The sequence below is a fragment of the Streptomyces sp. TOM-9 genome (assembly GCF_056858595.1).
On the sequence record NZ_JBXEQB010000001.1, the window covers coordinates 2,164,885 to 2,182,951 of the forward strand.

An 18,067-nucleotide genomic window follows, 5' to 3' on the forward strand; every position below is an offset into this window, starting at 1 on the left:
TACGGACGGGCCGGGGTCACAGCGCCGCGGCCACTTCGGTGCCCTGGCGGATGGCGCGCTTGGCGTCCAGCTCGGCCGCGACGTCGGCGCCGCCGATGAGGTGCACGGAGTGCCCGGCCGCGCGCAGCGCCTCGTACAGGTCGCGGCGCGGCTCCTGACCGGCGCACAGGACGACGGTGTCGACCGGCACGGTCCGCCGCTCGCCGTCCACGGTGATGTGCAGGCCCTCGTCGTCGATGCGCTCGTAGACGGCGCCCGCGACCATGGTGACGCCGCGGTGCTTGAGCTCGGTGCGGTGGATCCAGCCGGTGGTCTTGCCCAGCCCCGCGCCGACCTTGGTGGTCTTGCGCTGCAGCAGGTGCACGGTGCGCGGTGGCCGCGGCCGCTCGGGCGCCCGCAGCCCGCCGGGCGCGCGGTAGTCGGTGTCGACCCCCCACTGGCGGAAGTACGTCTCCGGGTCCCGGCTCGCGCCCTCGCCGCCGTCGGTGAGGAACTCGGCGACGTCGAAGCCGATGCCGCCCGCGCCGACGACGGCGACCCGCTCGCCGACCGGGGCGCCGTCGCGCAGCACGTCGAGGTAGCTCAGCACGCTCGGGTGGTCGACGCCGGGGATCTGCGGGGTGCGCGGGGTGACGCCGGTGGCCAGGACGATCTCGTCGAAGCCCTGGTCCGCCAGGGACTCCGCCGTGACGTGGGTTCCCAGGCGCAGCTGCACGTCCTCCTCGGCGAGCCGGGTGCGGAAGTACCGCAGCGTCTCGTCGAACTCCTCTTTGCCCGGCACCTTGCGGGCGATGTTCAGCTGTCCGCCGATCCGGTCGGCGGCGTCGAAGAGGGTGACGGCGTGGCCGCGTTCGGCCGCCGCGACGGCGCAGGCGAGCCCGGCGGGCCCGGCGCCGACGACGGCGACGTTCTTGCGCAGGCGGGTGGGGAGGAGGACGAGCTCGGTCTCGTGGCAGGCCCGGGGGTTGACCAGGCAGGAGGTGAGCTTGCCGCTGAAGGTGTGGTCCAGGCAGGCCTGGTTGCAGCCGATGCACGTGTTGATGGCGTCCGCGCGGTCCTCGCGGGCCTTCGCGACGAAGTCCGGGTCGGCGAGCATCGGGCGGGCCATCGACACCATGTCGGCGGCGCCCTCGGCGAGCAACCGCTCCGCCACCTCGGGGGTGTTGATGCGGTTGCTGGTGACCAGCGGCACCGAGACCGCGCCCATCAGCTTCTTCGTCACCCAGGTGTACGCGCCGCGCGGGACGGAGGTGGCGATGGTGGGGATGCGCGCCTCGTGCCAGCCGATGCCCGTGTTGATGATCGTCGCGCCGGCCGCCTCGATCTCCTTGGCGAGGGAGACGACCTCCTCCAGGGTGGACCCGCCGGGCACCAGGTCCAGCATGGACAGCCGGTAGACGATGATGAAGTCGGGTCCGACCCGCTCGCGGGTGCGGCGGACGATCTCCAGCGGGAAGCGGGTCCGGTTCCCGTAGGAGCCGCCCCAGCGGTCGTCGCGGTGGTTGGTGGCGGCGGCGATGAACTCGTTGATCAGGTAGCCCTCGGAGCCCATGATCTCGACGCCGTCGTACCCCGCCCGCTGCGCGAGGGCGGCCGCCCGCACGAAGTCCTCGACGGTCTCCTCGACCTCCTCGTCGGTGAGGGCGTGCGGGACGTAGGGGCTGATCGGTGCCTGCAGCGCGCTCGGGGCGACCAGGTCGGGGTGGTACGCGTACCGGCCGAAGTGCAGGATCTGCATCGCGATGCGGCCGCCCGCGCGGTGCACGGCGTCGGTGACGACGGCGTGCTGCGCGGCCTCGGCCTCGGTGGTCATCCTGGCACCGCCAGGGTAGGGGCGGCCCCGGTCGTTGGGGGCGATGCCACCGGTCACGATGAGGCCGACACCGCCGCGGGCCCGGGCGGCGTAGAACGCGGCCATCCGCTCGAAGCCGCGCTCGGCCTCCTCAAGACCGATGTGCATCGAGCCCATGAGCACCCGGTTCGGCAGGGTGGTGAAGCCGAGGTCGAGCGGGCTCAGCAGGTGCGGGTACGGGCTCATCGCGGGGTCTCCTCGGGCGGCGGCGCGCGGTGTCTTCGCGACTTTTGTAGACCACCCGGAGGCGATTATGCAACCAGTTGCAAAAGTGTTCCGCGCTACTCCGCACGGCGCGGGGCTACACCGCCGGGCGGCTCCAGTGCGGATCGCGGCCCGTCCCGGCCAGCAGCGCCTCGAAGGCGCAGGCCCCGGCGGGCACCGGCGCCGGCTCACCGAAGACCCCCATCTGCCGGGCGGTCGGCCCCATCGCGGCCACCAGTTCCTCCAGCGCCCGCAGCCCCTCCTCGTGCGGTGTGAACGGCAGCCCGGTGGCACGGGCGAGGTCCCAGGGGTGCACCGTCAGGTCGAGCAGGGCCATGGCACCGACGGTGCGCGCCGGCAGGTTCATCGACCCGGCCACGCCCTCGTCGGCGCCCGGCGCCGCCCAGGCCTCGACCAGCAACTCCGTCTCCTTCTCGAAGCGCGCCCGCCAGCCGTCGCCGTACTCGGAGAGACGGTCAGGGGTGAGCGAGAAGTCGGCCTCCCCCCGGGCCGCGAGGGCCTGGAAGCCCACGACCACGTGGAAGAGGTGGTTGAGCAGGCTCCGCACGTCGTACTCGGCGCACGGCGTGGGCGCGTCCAGGGCCTCGTCGGGCAGCGCACGCACCAGGGGCAGGGCCCGGTCGCGGGCCGCGGCGAGCAGTTCACCGGTCTTCGTCGTCATGGGGCCGACGCTAGGGCGGGGCGGGCCCCGGCGGCTTGAAGAAACGCGACAGGGGCGCGCCGTAGGATCGCCGGTATGGCAGGTCCGGACAGCCCGCGCCGCGACACCCGGGGCATCGTCGACGCCCCGGAGCTCTTCGCCCGCGTCCGCTTCCGGCGCCGGGCGCCCGCGCCCGCACTGCGGCCGTACCTGGAGCACTACTGGCTGATCGACTGGGACCTCGCCGAGCCGTACGCCTCGCACGTCGTGCCGCACCCCTCGGTCAACATCGTCTTCCAGCGCCACGGCACCACCCCCGACTTCGGCGAGGTCGCGGGCATCGGGCTCGAGCTGTTCACGCAGAAGCTGGAGGCCGCCGGACGCGTCTGCGGCATCCAGTTCCGGCCCGGCGGCTTCCGGCCGTTCGCGCCCACGGTGCCGGTGTCGCACTGGACGGGCCGGCGCGTCCTCCTGGACGAGGCGCTGCCCGGTCACGAGGCCGTACCGGGCGCGGTGCTCGGCCCGCAGGACGAGGACGCCCGCGTGGCCGCCCTCGACGCCTTCCTGCTGTCCCTCTCCCCCGCCCCCGACCCGCAGGCGGCCCTCGCGACGGCGCTGGCCGACCGCATCCGGAACGACCGGTCCATCCTGCGGGTCGAGGACTTCGCCCGCGCCGAGGGCATGTCGGCCCGCTCGCTGCAGCGGCTGTTCGCGGCGTACGTCGGCGTGAGCCCGAAGTGGGTCATCCTCCGCTACCGCATCCACGAGGCCCTGGAGCGCGCCGAGTCCGAGGCGTCCGTCGACTGGCCCGCCCTGGCCGCGGAGCTCGGCTACAGCGACCAGGCCCATCTGGTGCGGGACTTCACCGCGACCGTGGGAGTGCCGCCGACCGCCTACGCGAGCTGACCGGCGCCCCGCGGGCGTCGCACGGCCGACCCGGCCCGATTCCACCCGCGGGCCCAGCCGGGCCAGGCGTCCCCCTCCACGAAGGGCCACCACCGCCGCGCAGCGGCCTCGCTGGCGCGGCACCACCAGCTCAACCCGCCCCGGGGCCCGAGACCAGCCCGACGGCACAGCTCCCCACGGGACCACAGCGCAGCTGTCCGGCGCCCGCCGCCACCAGTGCCCGGCGCCCCGCGGGCGTCGCACGAGCGGCCCGGCCCCACCCCGGGGCTCCTGGCACACCGGACGGCGCAACGGCCACCGGACCAGGCCGGCGCTCCTGCGGGCACCCGCGCAGCGGCCTCGCGACGGGCCCGCCCGGTCAGTCCCCGGGTCCGGGGCGCGCTTCCAGAACGGCCCGCAGCTCGGCGAAGCGCCGGACCTGCGACGTGCCCGCAGCCAGCTCGCTGAGCGCGTACGCCGTGCTCTTGAAGCCGTCCCCGTGATGGAACTCCGCACCCCAGGCACCGAGCCGCACCGAAGCCACCTCGTCCAGCCCCAGGCGATGGGTGCCCCACGGATTGACGGCCACGATCCCGGCCGGGCCGACCTCGAGCCGGACCCTGTGGACGAACCACCAGAAGAACAACGCCGCGCCGACGGCGAATCCCGACGACAGCCCGGCCGACCGGGCCGTCGCCGCTGCCGGGGAGGAGATCCAGCCGGCCCAGCCGACGAGCGCCTTCACGCCCAGGACCGCCGGGAGCAGGAAGCCCGCCGCACGAGCCGCCCCGCCCACCCGCCACACCGCCACCGGAGCCCCACCCTGGTCGTCCATCCCCGCATTGTGGCCGCCTCCCAGGCCTCCCGGGGCGGCAGGGTTACCAACTCCTGACCCTCGCACATGCGTCGGAGGCGGCCACGACGGGGCATACCGACATCGAGTGCGCACAAGCGGCTCATCCCCCCACACGCACACAGGTCACGTCGCGTCACGCGGCAGAGGAGGCCTGCCCCATGACCGGTCCCATCACGCCCCGGCTCACCCCGATCCCCGTCGACGGCATGACGCCGTGCGGCCGCGTCGCGACCGGCGCGACGCAGCCGTGCGGGGAGCCCGCACGGTGGCACATCCAATGGCTCCCCGGACACGGCTCGTTCGCGTGCCCGGGCCACATGGAGGAGGCGCGGCGGCTGTTCGCCTACGCCGACCGCCACCAGGTCGGCCCGGACTGCAACATGCCCGGGGCACTGTGGTCGGCGGGGCGGTGCGCCGTGCCCCGGGACCAGGCCCGGGCGGCCTGAGCCCAAGGGTCCGCGGGCTCAGCCCGAGAAGGCGTCGAGGATGCGCGCGGCGGCCAGGGTGGGCGTCAGCGTGCCCTCACGGACCTGCCGTTCGATCTCCGGGGTCAGCCTGCGCACCTCGGGGTGACCGCGCAGGCGGCCCAGCAGTTCCTCGCGGACCATGCTCCAGGCCCACTCCATCTGCTGGTCGCGCCGTTTGGCGGCCAGCCGGCCCGTGGACTCCAGCAGCGTGCGGTGCTGCTCCAGCCGCTCCCAGAGGGTGTCGAGACCGGTGCCCTCGCGGGCGCTGCAGGTCAGCACCGGCGGGGTCCAGGCGGCGTCCACCGGGGTCATCATCCGCAGGGCGCCGGACAGTTCGCGTGCGGCGGCGCGGGCGTCGCGCTCGTGCGGGCCGTCGGCCTTGTTGACGGTGATGACGTCGGCGAGTTCGAGCACGCCCTTCTTGATGCCCTGGAGCTGGTCGCCGGTACGGGCCAGCGTGAGCAGCAGGAAGGTGTCGACCATGCTCGCGACCGCGGTCTCGGACTGGCCGACGCCCACGGTCTCCACGAGCACGACGTCGTAGCCGGCCGCCTCCACCACGACCATGGACTCCCGGGTCGCCTTGGCCACGCCGCCGAGCGTCCCGGCCGAGGGCGAGGGCCGCACGAAGGCCGAACGGTCCACCGACAGCCGCTCCATGCGGGTCTTGTCGCCCAGGATGGAGCCGCCGGTCAGCGTGGACGAGGGGTCGACGGCGAGCACCGCGACCCGGTGGCCGAGCCCGGTGAGCAGGGTGCCGAAGGCGTCGATGAAGGTGGACTTGCCCACCCCCGGCACCCCGCTGACGCCGATCCTGCGGGCCTTGCCCGCGTGCGGCAGCAGCTCGGTCAGGAGCCGCTGGGCGAGCTCCCGGTGATCGGGCCGCGACGACTCCACCAGGGTGATGGCGCGCGCGATCCAGGCCCGGGAGCCGTCCAGCACGCCTTTGACGTATGCGTCCAGGTCGATGGTGGGAGGCATGGGCTCACAGTTCGTGGCCGAGCGCGGCGGCCAGCCGCGTGACCAGGTCGTACGCCGAGTCGGGGATGACGGTGCCGGGCGGGAAGACCGCGGCCGCGCCCATGCCGAGCAGTTCGGGGACGTCCTGCGGCGGGATGACGCCGCCGACCACGATCATGATGTCCTCCCGGCCCTCGGCCGCCAGTTCCTCGCGCAGCGCGGGCACCAGCGTGAGGTGGCCGGCGGCGAGCGAGGAGACACCGACGATGTGCACGTCGGCCTCCACCGCCTGCCGGGCGACCTCGGCGGGGGTCTGGAAGAGCGGCCCGACGTCCACCGTGAAGCCCAGGTCGGCGAAGGCGGTGGCGATCACCTTCTGCCCACGGTCGTGACCGTCCTGGCCCATCTTGGCGACGAGGATGCGCGGACGGCGGCCCTCCGCCTCCTCGAAGCGGTCGACCAGCGCGCGGGTACGGTCCACGGACGGCGACTCCCCTGCCTCGTTCCGGTACACACCGGAGATCGTACGGATCTGCCCGGCGTGCCGGCCGTACACCTTCTCCAGGGCGTCGGAGATCTCGCCCACGGTGGCCTTGGCGCGGGCCGCGTCCACCGCGAGCGCCAGCAGGTTGCCCTCCAGGCCCCGACCCGCGCCGCGCTCGGCGGCGGTGGTCAGCGCGGCGAGCGCGTCCTGGCAGGCGGTCTCGTCGCGCTCCTCGCGCAGCCGGCGCAGCTTGGCGATCTGCTGGGCGCGCACGGAGGAGTTGTCGACCTTGAGGACCTCGATCTTCTCGTCGCTGTCCACCCGGTACTTGTTCACGCCGATGACGGGCTGCCGGCCGGAGTCGATGCGCGCCTGGGTACGGGCCGCGGCCTCCTCGACGCGCATCTTGGGGATGCCCGCGTCGATCGCCTGCGCCATGCCGCCGGCGGCCTCGACCTCCTGGATGTGCTGCCACGCGCGCCGCGCCAGGTCGTACGTCAGCTTCTCCACGTACGCGGAGCCGCCCCAGGGGTCGATGACCCGGTTGGTGCCCGACTCCTGCTGCAGCAGCAGCTGGGTGTTGCGGGCGATGCGCGCGGAGAAGTCCGTGGGCAGCGCCAGCGCCTCGTCGAGGGCGTTGGTGTGCAGCGACTGGGTGTGGCCCTGGGTGGCGGCCATCGCCTCCACGCAGGTGCGCGTGACGTTGTTGAAGACGTCCTGCGCCGTCAGCGACCAGCCGGAGGTCTGCGAATGGGTGCGCAGCGAGAGTGACTTCACGTTCGCCGGCTCGAACTGCCTGACCAGCTTGGCCCACAGCAGACGGGCCGCGCGCAGCTTGGCGACCTCCATGAAGAAGTTCATGCCGATCGCCCAGAAGAACGACAGCCGCGGCGCGAAGGCGTCGACGTCCAGGCCCGCGCCGAGCCCGGCGCGCAGGTACTCCACGCCGTCGGCGAGGGTGTAGGCGAGCTCCAGGTCGGCCGTGGCCCCGGCCTCCTGGATGTGGTAGCCGGAGATGGAGATCGAGTTGTAGCGCGGCATCTTCTGCGAGGTGTACGCGAAGATGTCGGAGATGATCCGCATCGAGGGCTTCGGCGGGTAGATGTAGGTGTTGCGGACCATGAACTCCTTGAGGATGTCGTTCTGGATGGTCCCCGCCAGCTTCTCGGGCGGTACGCCCTGCTCCTCCGCGGCCACGATGTAGAGCGCCAGCACCGGCAGCACGGCGCCGTTCATCGTCATCGACACGGTCATCCGGTCCAGCGGGATGCCGTCGAAGAGCTGCCGCATGTCGTAGATCGAGTCGATGGCGACGCCCGCCATGCCGACGTCGCCGGTGACGCGCGGGTGGTCGCTGTCGTAGCCGCGGTGGGTCGGCAGGTCGAAGGCGACCGACAGGCCCTTCTGGCCGGCGGCGAGGTTGCGCCGGTAGAAGGCGTTGGATTCCTCGGCGGTGGAGAAGCCCGCGTACTGCCGGATCGTCCAGGGCTGGTTGACGTACATCGTCGGGTACGGGCCGCGCAGGTAGGGCGCGATGCCCGGGTAGGTGCCCAGGAAGTCCAGGCCCTCCAGGTCGCGACCGGTGTAGAGCGGCTGGACGCCGATGCCCTCGGGCGTCTCCCACACCAGGTCCTCGGCGCCGCGGCCGGTGGTCTCCTTGACCGCGGCGCGCCACTGCTCCTCGGTGGCGCCGTTCCCGGCGCCCGGTCCCAGCTCGATCTCCGAGAAGTCCGGGATCCGCATCACGCCACTCCCATCCGGTCGAGAACGGAGGTCAGGACGGCGACCGCGTCGCCGCCCGCGAAGACGAAGCCGTCGACGCCGGCCGCCGTGTAGGCCTGTTCGTGCTCGCCCGGACGCCCGGCCAGGAACACCCGGCCGGCGCCCGCGGCCTTCAGCGCCGCGGCGACGTCCGCGGCACGCTCCTGGTACAGCGCGTCGCTGGAGCACAGGCACGCGATCTGCGCACCGCTGCGGGCGAAGGCCTCGGCCGCGGTCGCGGCGTCGACCGTCACCGGGTCGTGGACGGGCTCGACGCCGCCGGCCTGGAAGAGGTTGGCGGCGAAGGTGACGCGGCCGGTGTGCGCGGCGGCGGGACCGAGGGCGGCCAGGAAGACCTTCGGGCGGGACCCGGTCGCGGCCAGGTGGGCGTCCGAGCGGGCGCGCAGGTTCTCGTAGGCCTCGTCGCGGCGGACCTTCGGCAGCCCTCCGGAGGGCGCGGCCGGGGCCGGGTCGCGCTCGACGGGTGCCTCGGACAGCAACGGGAACTCGCTGACGCCGGTGATCGGTTCGCGGCGCTTCGCCAGCGCCCGGGCGCGCTCGGCCCAGGTCGCGGCCAGGCGGTCGGCGACCAGGCCGGAGGCGAGGGCCGCGGCCTGTCCGCCGGAGCGCTCCAGCTCCTGGAACCAGGCCCAGGCGGCCCCGGCGAGCTCGTCGGTGAGGCGCTCCACGTACCAGGAGCCGCCGGCGGGGTCGACGACCCGGGCCAGGTGGGACTCCTCCAGGAGGATCGTGGAGGTGTTGCGGGCGATGCGGCGCGCGAAGGCGTCGGGCAGGCCCAGCGCGTGGTCGAACGGCAGCACCGTGACCGAGTCCGCGCCGCCGACACCGGCGCCCAGCGTGGCGACGGTGGTGCGCAGCATGTTCACCCACGGGTCACGGCGGGTCATCATCACCGGCGAGGTGACGACGTGCTGGCGCTGCCCCGCCGCCGCGGTCGCGCCGCACACCTGCGCGACGCGGGCCCACAGCCGGCGCGCGGCGCGCAGCTTGGCGATCGTCAGGAACTGGTCGGCGGTGGCGGCGTAGCGGAACTCCAGCTGACCGCAGGCCGCGTCGACCGGCAGTCCGGCCTCGGTGAGCGCCCGCAGGTAGGCCACGCCGGTGGCCAGGGAGGCGCCGAGTTCCTCGGCGGCCGAGCCGCCCGCCTCGTGGTACGGCAGGGCGTCCACGGTCAGCGCGCGCAGCCCCGGGTACTGCTCGTGGGCCCGGCGTGCCAGCCCCGCGGCGGCGGCGGTGTGCGCGGCGAGCGCGTCGGCGTCACCGGTGCGGGCGACGTGGCCGAGGGGGTCGGCGCCCAGGTTGCCGCGCGCGGCCCGACGGGCCACGCCGCGTTCGTCGTACAGCGCGAGCAGCGCCTGCCCGGCGGCCTCGAAGTCCGCGCCCGCGTCGAGCACGACCGGGGCGAGGTCGAGGTAGACGCCGTCCAGGGCCGCGCCGAGCGCGGACACCGGGAGCCCGGCGTCGCCGAGCACGAGCCAGAGGGATGTGACGCCGTTCTCAAGGTCGGCGAGCACCGCCTCGTTCGCGCGGGCCGCGTCGGGCCGCGCGTGGCGCTGGCGCACGTCCCAGCCGCCGAGGACGCCGCCCGCCGGGGCGCCGCCCCGGGTGAAGGGTGCGAAGCCGGGGAGGCCGACGCGGTCGCCGAAGGCGTCGGGCGCGTCGGGCGCGGTGTACAGCGGGCGCGTGGTCAGCCCGTCTTCGAGGGTGGTGGACAGCGCGTCCTCCGCCGCCTGACCCGAGACGTCCTTGCCCGCCTTGCGCAGGACGCCCTCTACGAGGCGCCGCCACTGCTCGTGGGTCGCATCCGGGAATTCGGCGGCCAGAGAAAGCCCGTCATCAGGCAGGACCGTCATGCTCAGAGGTTAGTGCCCGTGAGCAGGTGAGCAGCAGGGGGCACACCTGTGACCTAGCCCATTCCCGTGCGCCCTTGATCCGTTCGGACGCGATGCTCTATTCGACGCCCTGTTCGACTGCGCTGCTCGGGACGCGCTCCGACGCCCCGGCCCGGGCGGCGGCCGTGGCCTGCGTGAGGTCGGCCACCTGGCGGCGCAGCTCACGGACCTCCCGCAGCAGTTCCTCGGTGACTTCCTGGACGCGCCGGTTCTCCTCCTCGTCCTCCTGGAAGCGGGCCAGGAACCAGGCGGCGATGTTGGCGGTGACCACACCGAGCAGGGCGATGCCCGAGAGCATCAGCCCGACGGCGATCAGCCGGCCGACGCCGGTGGTGGGGGCGTGGTCCCCGTAGCCCACGGTCGTCATCGTGGTGAAGGACCACCACAGGGCGTCGCCGATGGTGCGGATGTTGCCGTGCGGGGAGTTGCGCTCGACCTCGAGGACGGCGACCGACCCGAACGCCAGCAGCCCGAGCACGGCACCGACGACGTACGTCGTCAGGCGCACCTGCGCCGCCATCCGCACCCGCTGGCCGACCAGGAAGAGCGCGGAGACCAGCCGCAGCAGGCGCAGCGGCTGGAGCAGCGGGAGGACGACCACCGCCAGGCTGAGCGGCTGGCGCTTGACGAACTCCCAGCGGCGCTCGCTCAGACCCAGCCGGACCGCGTAGTCGGCGGCGAACAGGGCCCAGACCGTGCGCTCCGTCCAGTGCGCGGTGGTCATGAGCGCGGGGTCGGCGGCCGGCACCAGGATCGGCAGGGCGTAGGCGGCGCCGAACACCACGGCCAGGGCGAGCAGCGGCGCCCTGGTCTGCAGCTCCCAGCGTTCGAGACGGTTCATGGGCTCAGTGTGCACGCTCTGCCCGCACGCCCCAGCGGCACGGCAGGCCAGGTCACGGCGCCGCCGACCGTGGCCCGGTTGGGGCAGGTTTCCCGAACGGTTCGTGTACTGGCCCCCACTTGTTCGGACAAGTTGAGGAAGCTGACGGCTCCGCACATCCGACGGCCCATCGCATCTTCCGGGAGACAGGCCCTTCATGAACGCCCTTGACCGCAGAAGGTTCATGCAACTGGCGGGCGGTACGGCCGCCCTGACCGCGCTGTCCACCAGCATCGCCCGTGCGGCGGAGATACCCGCGCACAGGAACACCGGTTCCCTCAAGGACGTCGAGCACATCGTGGTCCTGATGCAGGAGAACCGCTCCTTCGACCACTACCTCGGCACCTTGCGCGGTGTCAGGGGGTTCGGGGACCCGCACCCCGTGACGCTGCCGAGCGGCAAGCCGGTCTGGCACCAGTCGGACGGCACTAAGGAGGTGCTGCCCTTCCACCCGGACGCCGACGACCTCGGTCTGGCCTTCCTTGAGGACCTGCCGCACGGGTGGAAGGACACCCAGGCCGCCTTCAACAAGGGCCGGTACGACCAGTGGATCCCGGCCAAGTCCGCCACGACGATGGCGCACCTGACCCGCGAGGACATCCCGTTCCACCACGCGCTCGCCGACGCCTTCACCATCTGCGACGCCTACCACTGCTCCTTCATGGGCTCCACCGACCCCAACCGCTACTACATGTGGACGGGCCACACCGGCAACGACGGCAAGGGCGGCGGCCCGGTCCTCGGCAACGACGAACTGGGCTACTCCTGGACGACCTATCCCGAGCGGCTGGAGAAGGCCGGGGTCTCCTGGAAGATCTACCAGGACGTCGGCGACGGCCTGGACGCCGCGGGCGGCTGGGGCTGGATCGAGGACGCCTACCGCGGCAACTACGGCGACAACTCGCTGCTGTACTTCAACCAGTACCGCAACGCCAAGCCCGGCGACCCGCTGTACGACAAGGCCCGCACCGGCACCGACGCCCGCAAGGGCGAGGGCTTCTTCGACCTCCTGCGCGCCGACGTCAAGGCCGGGAAGCTGCCGGAGGTCTCCTGGGTCGTGGCCCCCGAGGCCTTCACCGAGCACCCCAACTGGCCCGCCAACTACGGCGCCTGGTACATCTCGCAGGTCCTCGACGCGCTCACCTCCGACCCGGAGGTGTGGAGCAGGACCGCGCTGTTCATCACCTACGACGAGAACGACGGGTTCTTCGACCACGTCGTGCCGCCGTTCCCGGCCGGCTCGTCCGCGCAGGGCGGGTCCACCGTCGACGTCACCCGCGACGTGTACGCCGGCGACAGCGGGCGCCCGGCGGGTCCGTACGGGCTGGGTCAGCGCGTCCCGATGTTCGTCGTCTCGCCCTGGAGCAAGGGCGGCTACGTCTGCTCGCAGACCTTCGACCACACCTCCATCATCCGGTTCATGGAGCGCCGCTTCGGCGTGACCGAGCCCAACATCTCCCCCTGGCGCCGCGCCGTCTGCGGCGATCTGACGACGGCCTTCGACTTCCGGCACAAGGACAGCCGCACCCCGCGGCTGCCCGGCACCGACGGCTACCTCCCGCCGGACGGCGACCGCCACCCCGACTACTCCCCGGTCCCTCCCGCGAAGGGTTCGCTGCCCCGTCAGGAGCGCGGTCTGCGCCCCGCGCGGCCCGTCCCGTACGACCTCGCCGCGGACGGCGGGGTCAGCGCCGCGGGCTCGCTGCGGATCGAGTTCGCCTCCCACGGCGAGGCCGGCGCCGGTTTCCTGGTCACCTCCACCACGGACGCCTCCGGTCCGTGGACGTACACCGTCGGGCCGGGGCACTCGCTCACCGGCGCCTGGAACGTCGCCGCGGGCGCCCACGGCGACTACGACCTCACCGTGCACGGCCCCAACGGCTTCCTGCGCCGGTTCGCCGGCCGGGCCGCGGCGGCGGGTGCCGAGGTCAGCGCCCGCCACGACGGCGGGAGCGGCGCCGTGCGCCTGGTCCTGACCAACCACGGCCACTCGACGGTCACGCTCACGGTCAGGGACGGCTACGGCGAGCACAAGCCGGCGTCCCACCGGCTGCGTCCGGGCGCCCGTGTCGTGCACGTGGCCGAGACGCACCGCAGCCACGGCTGGTACGACCTGTCGGTGACCTCCGACCACGACGCCACCTTCGGGCGCCGGCTGGCCGGCCACGTCGAGACGGGCCGGGAGAGCACCAGCGACCCGGCGATCGGCGGCTGACCGTCCCGCCCGGTACGAGGGCGCGCGCCCGCTACATCGGCTCGACGTAGCGGGCGCGCCACTCCGGGCGGGGGTCGGTGCCCGGGCTCGTCCAGTACTCGCGTCCGGCGGCGATCCGCCCGTCGCGGACGGTCCAGAACGACGCCGCGTGGAAGAGCCCGAGGTCCACGTGCGGCACCTCGACCTCCGAGACGGCCTGGTCGCCGTCGCCCACGACCCGCAGGACGCGGATCGACCAGCCCCCCGGGTACTCGCTGTTGACGGCGAGGAAGTTGGCCCTGCCGACGATGCGCTCGCCGCTCACGGGCCACTCCACCACGGCGTCCTCGGCGATCAGTTCACCGGCACCGGCCCAGTCGCGCGCCTGGATCCGCTGCCACAGCTCTTCGACGACCTTCGCAGACTCCACGCTCACAGCATGCCGGAAGGAGCGCCGCCGGGACCCCGGTACGGCAGGGTCTGCCGGTAGACCACACTGGTCGTCGCGCTCCCGAACTGCGCCAGCTCGTCCATGACTTCCTCCAGGTGGCCCATGGACGCGGCGGCGACCTTCAGCACGTAGCACTCCTCCCCGGTGGTGCGCAGGCACTCCAGGATCTCCGCACGCTCCGCGAGCAGCCGGTGCAGGGGCTCGTGCCGGCTGCCGGGGTACTTCAGGCGGACGACCGCGAGGACCGGGTAGCCGGCCTTGCCGAGGTCGACCTCCGCGCGGTAGCCCGTGATGACGCCCAGGGTCTCCAGCCGGCGGACGCGCTCGGTGGTCGCGGAGGCGCTGAGGCTCACCCGGCGGGCCAGTTCGGTGAGGGGGACCCGCCCGTCGCGCTGCAGCTCGGTGAGGATCGCCCAGTCGGTCGCGTCGAGATTCTCGGCCATACGGCGAAGATACCGGCGGATCCACGGCCGGGCGTCGCCCACACCGCGAGGAATGCCTTCCGGGCGGGACCTCCGGCTGGATAGCCTGACGGAGTGCGAATCGGTGTGAACGTCCCCAATTTCGGGCCCGGAACCGATCCCGGCGTGCTGCGCGACTGGGCGCGGACGGTGGAGGGCCTCGGCTTCGACCTGCTGATGGTCTCCGACCACGTCGTGGTGACGCCGGACGTGGCGGAGCAGTACCCGGCGCCCTTCTACGAGCCCTTCACCACCTTGTCCTGGCTCGCGGGCGTCACCGACAGGATCGGGCTGGGGACGACGGTGCTGATCCTGCCGCACCGGCATCCGCTGCTGACCGCCCGGATGGCCGCGAACCTCAACGCGCTCAGCGGCGGACGGCTGGTGCTCGGCGTGGGCGTCGGCTGGGCGCGGCAGGAGTTCGCGGCGCTCGGCGTCCCCTACGAGCGGCGCGGCGCGCTGACGGACGAGTACCTGGCGGCACTGCGCGAGGCCTGGAAGGACGAGGCGGACTACGCCGGCGGCCCCGTGCCGCTCTGGATCGGCGGCAACAGCGCGGCGGGACGCCGGCGGGCGGTCCGCGTCGGCGACGCGTGGCATCCGCTGCGGTTCACCCTGACCTGGCTGCGCGAGGCCGTCGGCGACCTCGCCTCCCAGGCACGCGAGCGGGGGCGGCCCGTACCCGCCCTCGCGCCGCGCATCGCGCTGCGGCTCACGCCGGAACCGGTGACCGGGCCGGACCGGCTCGCCGGCGAGGGCACCCTCGACCAGATCACCGCCGACCTCGACGGACTGCGGGCGCTCGGCGCGGACACCGTCGTCCTGGACCCCTTCAACGGCGACCCCCACGAGATCCTGCGCCCGCAGACGGCGTGGCAGGCGCTCGCGGCCGTCGCCGCCCACCGCTCACGAACGGAGTGACGATGACCGACGAGATGACGACCCGGCTGCTGCGCCGGGCGGTCGAACTGGCCGCGGAGGCCCGTGCGTCCGGCAACCCGCCCTTCGGCTCGCTGCTGGCGGGGCCGGACGGCGCCGTGCTCGCCGAGGACCGCAACAGCAGCCTGAGCGACGACGACATCACCGCCCACCCCGAGCTGAAGCTGGCGCGGTGGGCGGCCCGGGAGCTCGATCCGGCCACCGCGGCCGCCACCACCCTGTACACCAGCTGCCAGCCCTGCGGGATGTGCGCGGGCGCCATCGAGCGTTCGGGCCTGGGCCGGGTCGTCTACGCCCTGTCCACCGACCAGCTCACCGGGCTCAAGTCGCCCGCCGCCAAGGCCGGTTTCCCGCACGTGCCGCAGGACGGCCCGGCCCTGTACGACGAGGCCCGCGTCCCGGTCGAGGGCTACTACTGATCCCTCCGGCCCCGGCCCCGCGTCCTCACTCCTGCTTCTCGCCCGAGGCGAAGCGGGAGATGATCAGGGCGACGATGATGATGGCCCCGTTGAGGAACTGGTTCCACAGCGGGGGCACTCCCGCCAGGGTCATCACGTTGACGACGAGCTGCAGGGTGAGGACACCGGTCAGCGCCCCGAAGAGCGTGCCGCGGCCGCCGTTGAGGCTGACCCCGCCGATGACGGTCGCGGCGAAGACCTGGAAGATCCAGCCGCTGCCCTGGTCCGCGGAGATCGAGCCGTAGTGCCCGCTGTAGAGCACGCCCGCGAAGGCCGCGAGCACGCCGCCCACGATGAGCACCACCCAGGTGATCCGGTCCACCCGGATGCCCGCGGTGCGCGCGGCCTCGGGGTTGCCGCCGATCGCGTACAGCGCCCGGCCGTGCCGCAGCCACGCGAGCGCGCAGCCGCCGACCGCGAAGAGCAGGGCGCAGACCCAGATCGCGGCGGGCACCCCGGCCCAGGAGGCGTGGCCGAGGTAGGTGAAGGAACCGGGGAGCTCCACGATGGAACGGCCCTCGGAGATGGCGATCTGCAGCCCGCGCAGCATGGTGAGCGCGCCGAGGGTGACGATGAAGCCGTTCAGCCGCAGCTTGAGGATGAAGAAGCCGTTGACGGCACCGATGACCGCGCCCACCAGCAGGCACACCGGTATCGCCGTCCAGACCGGCAGCAGTTCCAGTCCGTTGAAGCGGCCGCCCGCGGAGGGCAGGACGAGCCAGACGGCGATGACCGGCGCGACGCCGATCGTGGACTCCAGCGACAGGTCCATCCGGCCCGCGATGAGGATCAGCGCCTGGGCCAGCACGAGCAGGCTGAGCTCGGTGGACTGCTGGGCGACGCCGATGAGGTTGTCGGAGGTGAGGAACGCCGGCGAGACGATGAAGCCGATGACGCCCAGCACCAGGATGGCGGGGACGAGGGACAGTTCGCGGAAGCGGGCGAGCCCGCCCGGTACGCGGCGCGGCGTCCCGGCCGCGGCCGCCTCGGCGGTGGGCACCGGCGGCTCGGTGACGTCAGTGGTGGTGGACATGGCTACCCTTCCTCTTCCTCTCCCTGCTCGGTGTCCCGCTCCTGCGCGGGACGGGCGGCCACGCCCTCCATGGCGGCGACCAGTTCCTCGTCACGCCAGCCCCGGCCGAACTCCGCGATCACCCGGCCGTGGAACATCGCCACGATCCGGTCGCACGCCCTGAGGTCGTCCAGCTCGTCGGAGACGACCAGCGCGGCCCGCCCGTCGTCGGCGACCTTGCGGATCCTGCCCAGCAGGAACTCCTTGGACCGCACGTCCACCCCGTTGGTGGGCCGTACCGCGACCAGCACATGGGGGTCGGTGGCCAGGGCGCGGGCGACCACGACCTTCTGCTGGTTGCCGCCGGAGAGCGCGGAGACGGAGGTCGCCGCGCCCGGCGTCCTGATGTCCAGGTCCTTGATCATGCGCTCGGCGAACTCGCGGGTCCGTGAGGGCAGTACGGTGCCGAACGGCCCGAGCTGGTCGGTGACCGTGAGGGTGGCGTTCTCGGCCACGCTGCGAGTGCCGACCAGGCCCTGGTGGTGGCGGTCCTCGGGGACCAGGCCCACCCCTGCGGCCAGGGCGGCGGGGACGCCGGAGCCGCGCACCTCCCGGCCCGCGACGGTGATCCGCCCGGCGTCGGCGCGGTGCAGCCCGGCGAGGGTTTCCCCCAGCCGGACGTTGCCGCTGGCGGTGGCCCCGGCGAGGCCGACGACCTCGCCGGCGCGGACCTCCAGGCGGACGTCCGCGTAGGCGCCGCGCAGGGTCAGGCCGGTCACGTCCAGCAGCGGCGCGCCGCCGGTGGCCGCCGCCCGGCCGCCCGCCGGGGCACCGGCCGCGGGCGCGGCGGCGCTCTCCCCGGTCATCGCCTCGACCAGGGCGTCGTGGTCCAGTTCGGCCACCGGGGCGGTGACGATGTGGCGGGCGTCCCGGTAGACGGTGACGGTGGTGCAGAGGTCGTAGACCTCCTGCAGGTGGTGCGAGATGAAGAGGAAGGCCACGCCCTGCCGTTGCAGGTCGCGGAGCTTGTCGAAGAGCCGGGTGATGCCGCGGGCGTCGAGCCGGGCGGTGGGCTCGTCGAGGATGATGAAGCGGGCGCCGAAGGACAGGGCGCGTGCGATCTCGACGAACTGCCGCTGCTCGACGGTGAGGTCGCGGGCGCGTGCGGCGGGGTCGATGTCGACCCCGTACTCGCCGAGCAGTTCGGCCGCCCGGCGGCGCAGTGCCGTCCACCGGATGGGGCGCAGCGCGCCGGGGCTCTGCCGGTTGAGGAAGAGGTTCTCGGCGACGGAGAGGTCGCCGATGACGGTGGAGCGCTGGTAGACGCAGGCGACCCGGGAGCGCCAGGCGTCGGTGTCGCCGAAGGAGGGCGCCGGTTCGCCCGAGAAGCGCAGGGTGCCGTCGTCGGGCTGCTGGAGGCCGGTGAGGATGCCGACGAGGGTGGACTTGCCGGCGCCGTTGCGGCCCACGAGGGCGTGCGACTCGCCCGGGGCGACCGAGATGCCCGCGTCGCGCAGCGCCACGGTGGCGCCGAACCGCTTGCTGATCCCGGTCGCCTCGGCCACGGCCGGCGGCGCGGTGGCGGGGTCCGCCATGGTGGTCTTCCGTTCTTCGGGTGCGGACGGACGG

General features: G+C 73.5%; 16 protein-coding genes. 5 read left to right on the plus strand and 11 right to left on the minus strand.

Annotation, left to right across the window (positions count from 1 at the left end):
• Positions 1 to 16: 16 nt before the first annotated feature.
• Positions 17 to 2,038, minus strand: a complete 2,022-nt coding sequence (locus AC1VWI_RS10180) for an FAD-dependent oxidoreductase (RefSeq protein ID WP_499510641.1) — start codon at positions 2,036 to 2,038, stop codon at positions 17 to 19.
• A gap of 115 nt (positions 2,039 to 2,153) precedes the next feature.
• Entirely contained in the window at positions 2,154 to 2,738 is a 585-nt protein-coding gene (locus AC1VWI_RS10185; protein ID WP_499510642.1) for a TIGR03086 family metal-binding protein, read from the minus strand.
• A gap of 75 nt (positions 2,739 to 2,813) precedes the next feature.
• Between AC1VWI_RS10185 and AC1VWI_RS10190 the strand changes: the two genes are divergently transcribed.
• On the plus strand, positions 2,814 to 3,623 hold the full coding sequence (locus AC1VWI_RS10190; RefSeq protein WP_499510643.1) for a DUF6597 domain-containing transcriptional factor: 810 nt from the start codon (positions 2,814 to 2,816) through the stop codon (positions 3,621 to 3,623).
• A 358-nt stretch (positions 3,624 to 3,981) separates the two neighbouring features.
• On the opposite strand, the gene AC1VWI_RS10195 is transcribed toward AC1VWI_RS10190, so the two are convergent.
• Positions 3,982 to 4,437: a PH domain-containing protein gene (locus AC1VWI_RS10195; RefSeq protein ID WP_499510644.1), complete on the minus strand. Its 456-nt coding sequence runs from the start codon at positions 4,435 to 4,437 to the stop codon at positions 3,982 to 3,984.
• A 179-nt stretch (positions 4,438 to 4,616) separates the two neighbouring features.
• Here AC1VWI_RS10195 and AC1VWI_RS10200 point away from each other — a divergent pair, with 179 nt between their 5' ends.
• Positions 4,617 to 4,904: a hypothetical protein gene (locus tag AC1VWI_RS10200; RefSeq protein WP_499510645.1), complete on the plus strand. Its 288-nt coding sequence runs from the start codon at positions 4,617 to 4,619 to the stop codon at positions 4,902 to 4,904.
• Positions 4,905 to 4,922: 18 nt separating this feature from the next.
• On the opposite strand, the gene meaB is transcribed toward AC1VWI_RS10200, so the two are convergent.
• The 4 genes from meaB to AC1VWI_RS10220 all read right to left on the minus strand — a co-directional run bounded on the left by meaB (position 4,923) and on the right by AC1VWI_RS10220 (position 10,884).
• Positions 4,923 to 5,906: a methylmalonyl Co-A mutase-associated GTPase MeaB gene (meaB, locus tag AC1VWI_RS10205; RefSeq protein ID WP_499510646.1), complete on the minus strand. Its 984-nt coding sequence runs from the start codon at positions 5,904 to 5,906 to the stop codon at positions 4,923 to 4,925.
• 4 nt (positions 5,907 to 5,910) lie between these two features.
• Positions 5,911 to 8,112 carry a methylmalonyl-CoA mutase gene (gene scpA, locus AC1VWI_RS10210; RefSeq protein WP_499510647.1) on the minus strand — a complete coding sequence of 734 codons (2,202 nt, stop codon included), beginning with the start codon at positions 8,110 to 8,112 and terminating at the stop codon, positions 5,911 to 5,913.
• Positions 8,112 to 10,004 carry a methylmalonyl-CoA mutase small subunit gene (mutA, locus tag AC1VWI_RS10215; protein WP_499510648.1) on the minus strand — a complete coding sequence of 631 codons (1,893 nt, stop codon included), beginning with the start codon at positions 10,002 to 10,004 and terminating at the stop codon, positions 8,112 to 8,114. The genes scpA and mutA overlap by 1 nt, the downstream gene beginning before the upstream one ends.
• Before the next feature lie 97 nt (positions 10,005 to 10,101).
• Positions 10,102 to 10,884, minus strand: coding sequence for a potassium channel family protein (locus AC1VWI_RS10220; RefSeq protein WP_499510649.1), 783 nt, complete (start codon positions 10,882 to 10,884; stop codon positions 10,102 to 10,104).
• A gap of 196 nt (positions 10,885 to 11,080) precedes the next feature.
• On the opposite strand from AC1VWI_RS10220, the gene AC1VWI_RS10225 reads away from it, so the two are divergent.
• Positions 11,081 to 13,138: a phosphocholine-specific phospholipase C gene (locus AC1VWI_RS10225; RefSeq protein ID WP_499510650.1), complete on the plus strand. Its 2,058-nt coding sequence runs from the start codon at positions 11,081 to 11,083 to the stop codon at positions 13,136 to 13,138.
• Between the two features lie 31 nt (positions 13,139 to 13,169).
• Here the strand turns inward: AC1VWI_RS10225 and AC1VWI_RS10230 are convergent, their stop codons facing one another.
• Together AC1VWI_RS10230 and AC1VWI_RS10235 are read right to left on the minus strand one after the other, a co-directional pair.
• Entirely contained in the window at positions 13,170 to 13,547 is a 378-nt protein-coding gene (locus AC1VWI_RS10230) for a nuclear transport factor 2 family protein (protein ID WP_499510651.1), read from the minus strand.
• A 2-nt stretch (positions 13,548 to 13,549) separates the two neighbouring features.
• Complete coding sequence (locus AC1VWI_RS10235) at positions 13,550 to 14,011, minus strand: Lrp/AsnC family transcriptional regulator (RefSeq protein WP_499510652.1); 462 nt, start codon at positions 14,009 to 14,011, stop codon at positions 13,550 to 13,552.
• A 93-nt stretch (positions 14,012 to 14,104) separates the two neighbouring features.
• Between AC1VWI_RS10235 and AC1VWI_RS10240 the strand changes: the two genes are divergently transcribed.
• Together AC1VWI_RS10240 and AC1VWI_RS10245 are read left to right on the plus strand one after the other, a co-directional pair.
• Positions 14,105 to 14,950: a TIGR03619 family F420-dependent LLM class oxidoreductase gene (locus AC1VWI_RS10240; protein ID WP_499510653.1), complete on the plus strand. Its 846-nt coding sequence runs from the start codon at positions 14,105 to 14,107 to the stop codon at positions 14,948 to 14,950.
• A 2-nt stretch (positions 14,951 to 14,952) separates the two neighbouring features.
• Positions 14,953 to 15,387 (plus strand): nucleoside deaminase, encoded by a 435-nt coding sequence (locus AC1VWI_RS10245; protein WP_499510654.1) that lies wholly within the window; start codon positions 14,953 to 14,955, stop codon positions 15,385 to 15,387.
• Between the two features lie 25 nt (positions 15,388 to 15,412).
• On the opposite strand, the gene AC1VWI_RS10250 is transcribed toward AC1VWI_RS10245, so the two are convergent.
• Both AC1VWI_RS10250 and AC1VWI_RS10255 read right to left on the minus strand, forming a co-directional pair.
• Entirely contained in the window at positions 15,413 to 16,459 is a 1,047-nt protein-coding gene (locus AC1VWI_RS10250; RefSeq protein ID WP_499510655.1) for an ABC transporter permease, read from the minus strand.
• Between the two features lie 2 nt (positions 16,460 to 16,461).
• A complete protein-coding gene (locus AC1VWI_RS10255; protein ID WP_499510656.1) occupies positions 16,462 to 18,033 on the minus strand; it encodes a sugar ABC transporter ATP-binding protein in 1,572 nt (523 codons plus the stop codon).
• Positions 18,034 to 18,067: the final 34 nt, after the last annotated feature.

Coding starts and splice junctions, on each gene's coding strand:
- AC1VWI_RS10200 (WP_499510645.1), top strand. CDS start 4,617: ATGACCGGTCCCATCACGCCCCGGCTCACCCCGATCCCCGTCGACGGC.
- scpA (WP_499510647.1), bottom strand. CDS start 8,112: ATGCGGATCCCGGACTTCTCGGAGATCGAGCTGGGACCGGGCGCCGGG.
- AC1VWI_RS10245 (WP_499510654.1), top strand. CDS start 14,953: ATGACCGACGAGATGACGACCCGGCTGCTGCGCCGGGCGGTCGAACTG.
- AC1VWI_RS10195 (WP_499510644.1), bottom strand. CDS start 4,437: ATGGACGACCAGGGTGGGGCTCCGGTGGCGGTGTGGCGGGTGGGCGGG.
- meaB (WP_499510646.1), bottom strand. CDS start 5,906: ATGCCTCCCACCATCGACCTGGACGCATACGTCAAAGGCGTGCTGGAC.
- AC1VWI_RS10220 (WP_499510649.1), bottom strand. CDS start 10,884: ATGAACCGTCTCGAACGCTGGGAGCTGCAGACCAGGGCGCCGCTGCTC.
- AC1VWI_RS10225 (WP_499510650.1), top strand. CDS start 11,081: ATGAACGCCCTTGACCGCAGAAGGTTCATGCAACTGGCGGGCGGTACG.
- mutA (WP_499510648.1), bottom strand. CDS start 10,004: ATGACGGTCCTGCCTGATGACGGGCTTTCTCTGGCCGCCGAATTCCCG.
- AC1VWI_RS10190 (WP_499510643.1), top strand. CDS start 2,814: ATGGCAGGTCCGGACAGCCCGCGCCGCGACACCCGGGGCATCGTCGAC.
- AC1VWI_RS10180 (WP_499510641.1), bottom strand. CDS start 2,038: ATGAGCCCGTACCCGCACCTGCTGAGCCCGCTCGACCTCGGCTTCACC.
- AC1VWI_RS10250 (WP_499510655.1), bottom strand. CDS start 16,459: ATGTCCACCACCACTGACGTCACCGAGCCGCCGGTGCCCACCGCCGAG.
- AC1VWI_RS10255 (WP_499510656.1), bottom strand. CDS start 18,033: ATGGCGGACCCCGCCACCGCGCCGCCGGCCGTGGCCGAGGCGACCGGG.
- AC1VWI_RS10185 (WP_499510642.1), bottom strand. CDS start 2,738: ATGACGACGAAGACCGGTGAACTGCTCGCCGCGGCCCGCGACCGGGCC.
- AC1VWI_RS10235 (WP_499510652.1), bottom strand. CDS start 14,011: ATGGCCGAGAATCTCGACGCGACCGACTGGGCGATCCTCACCGAGCTG.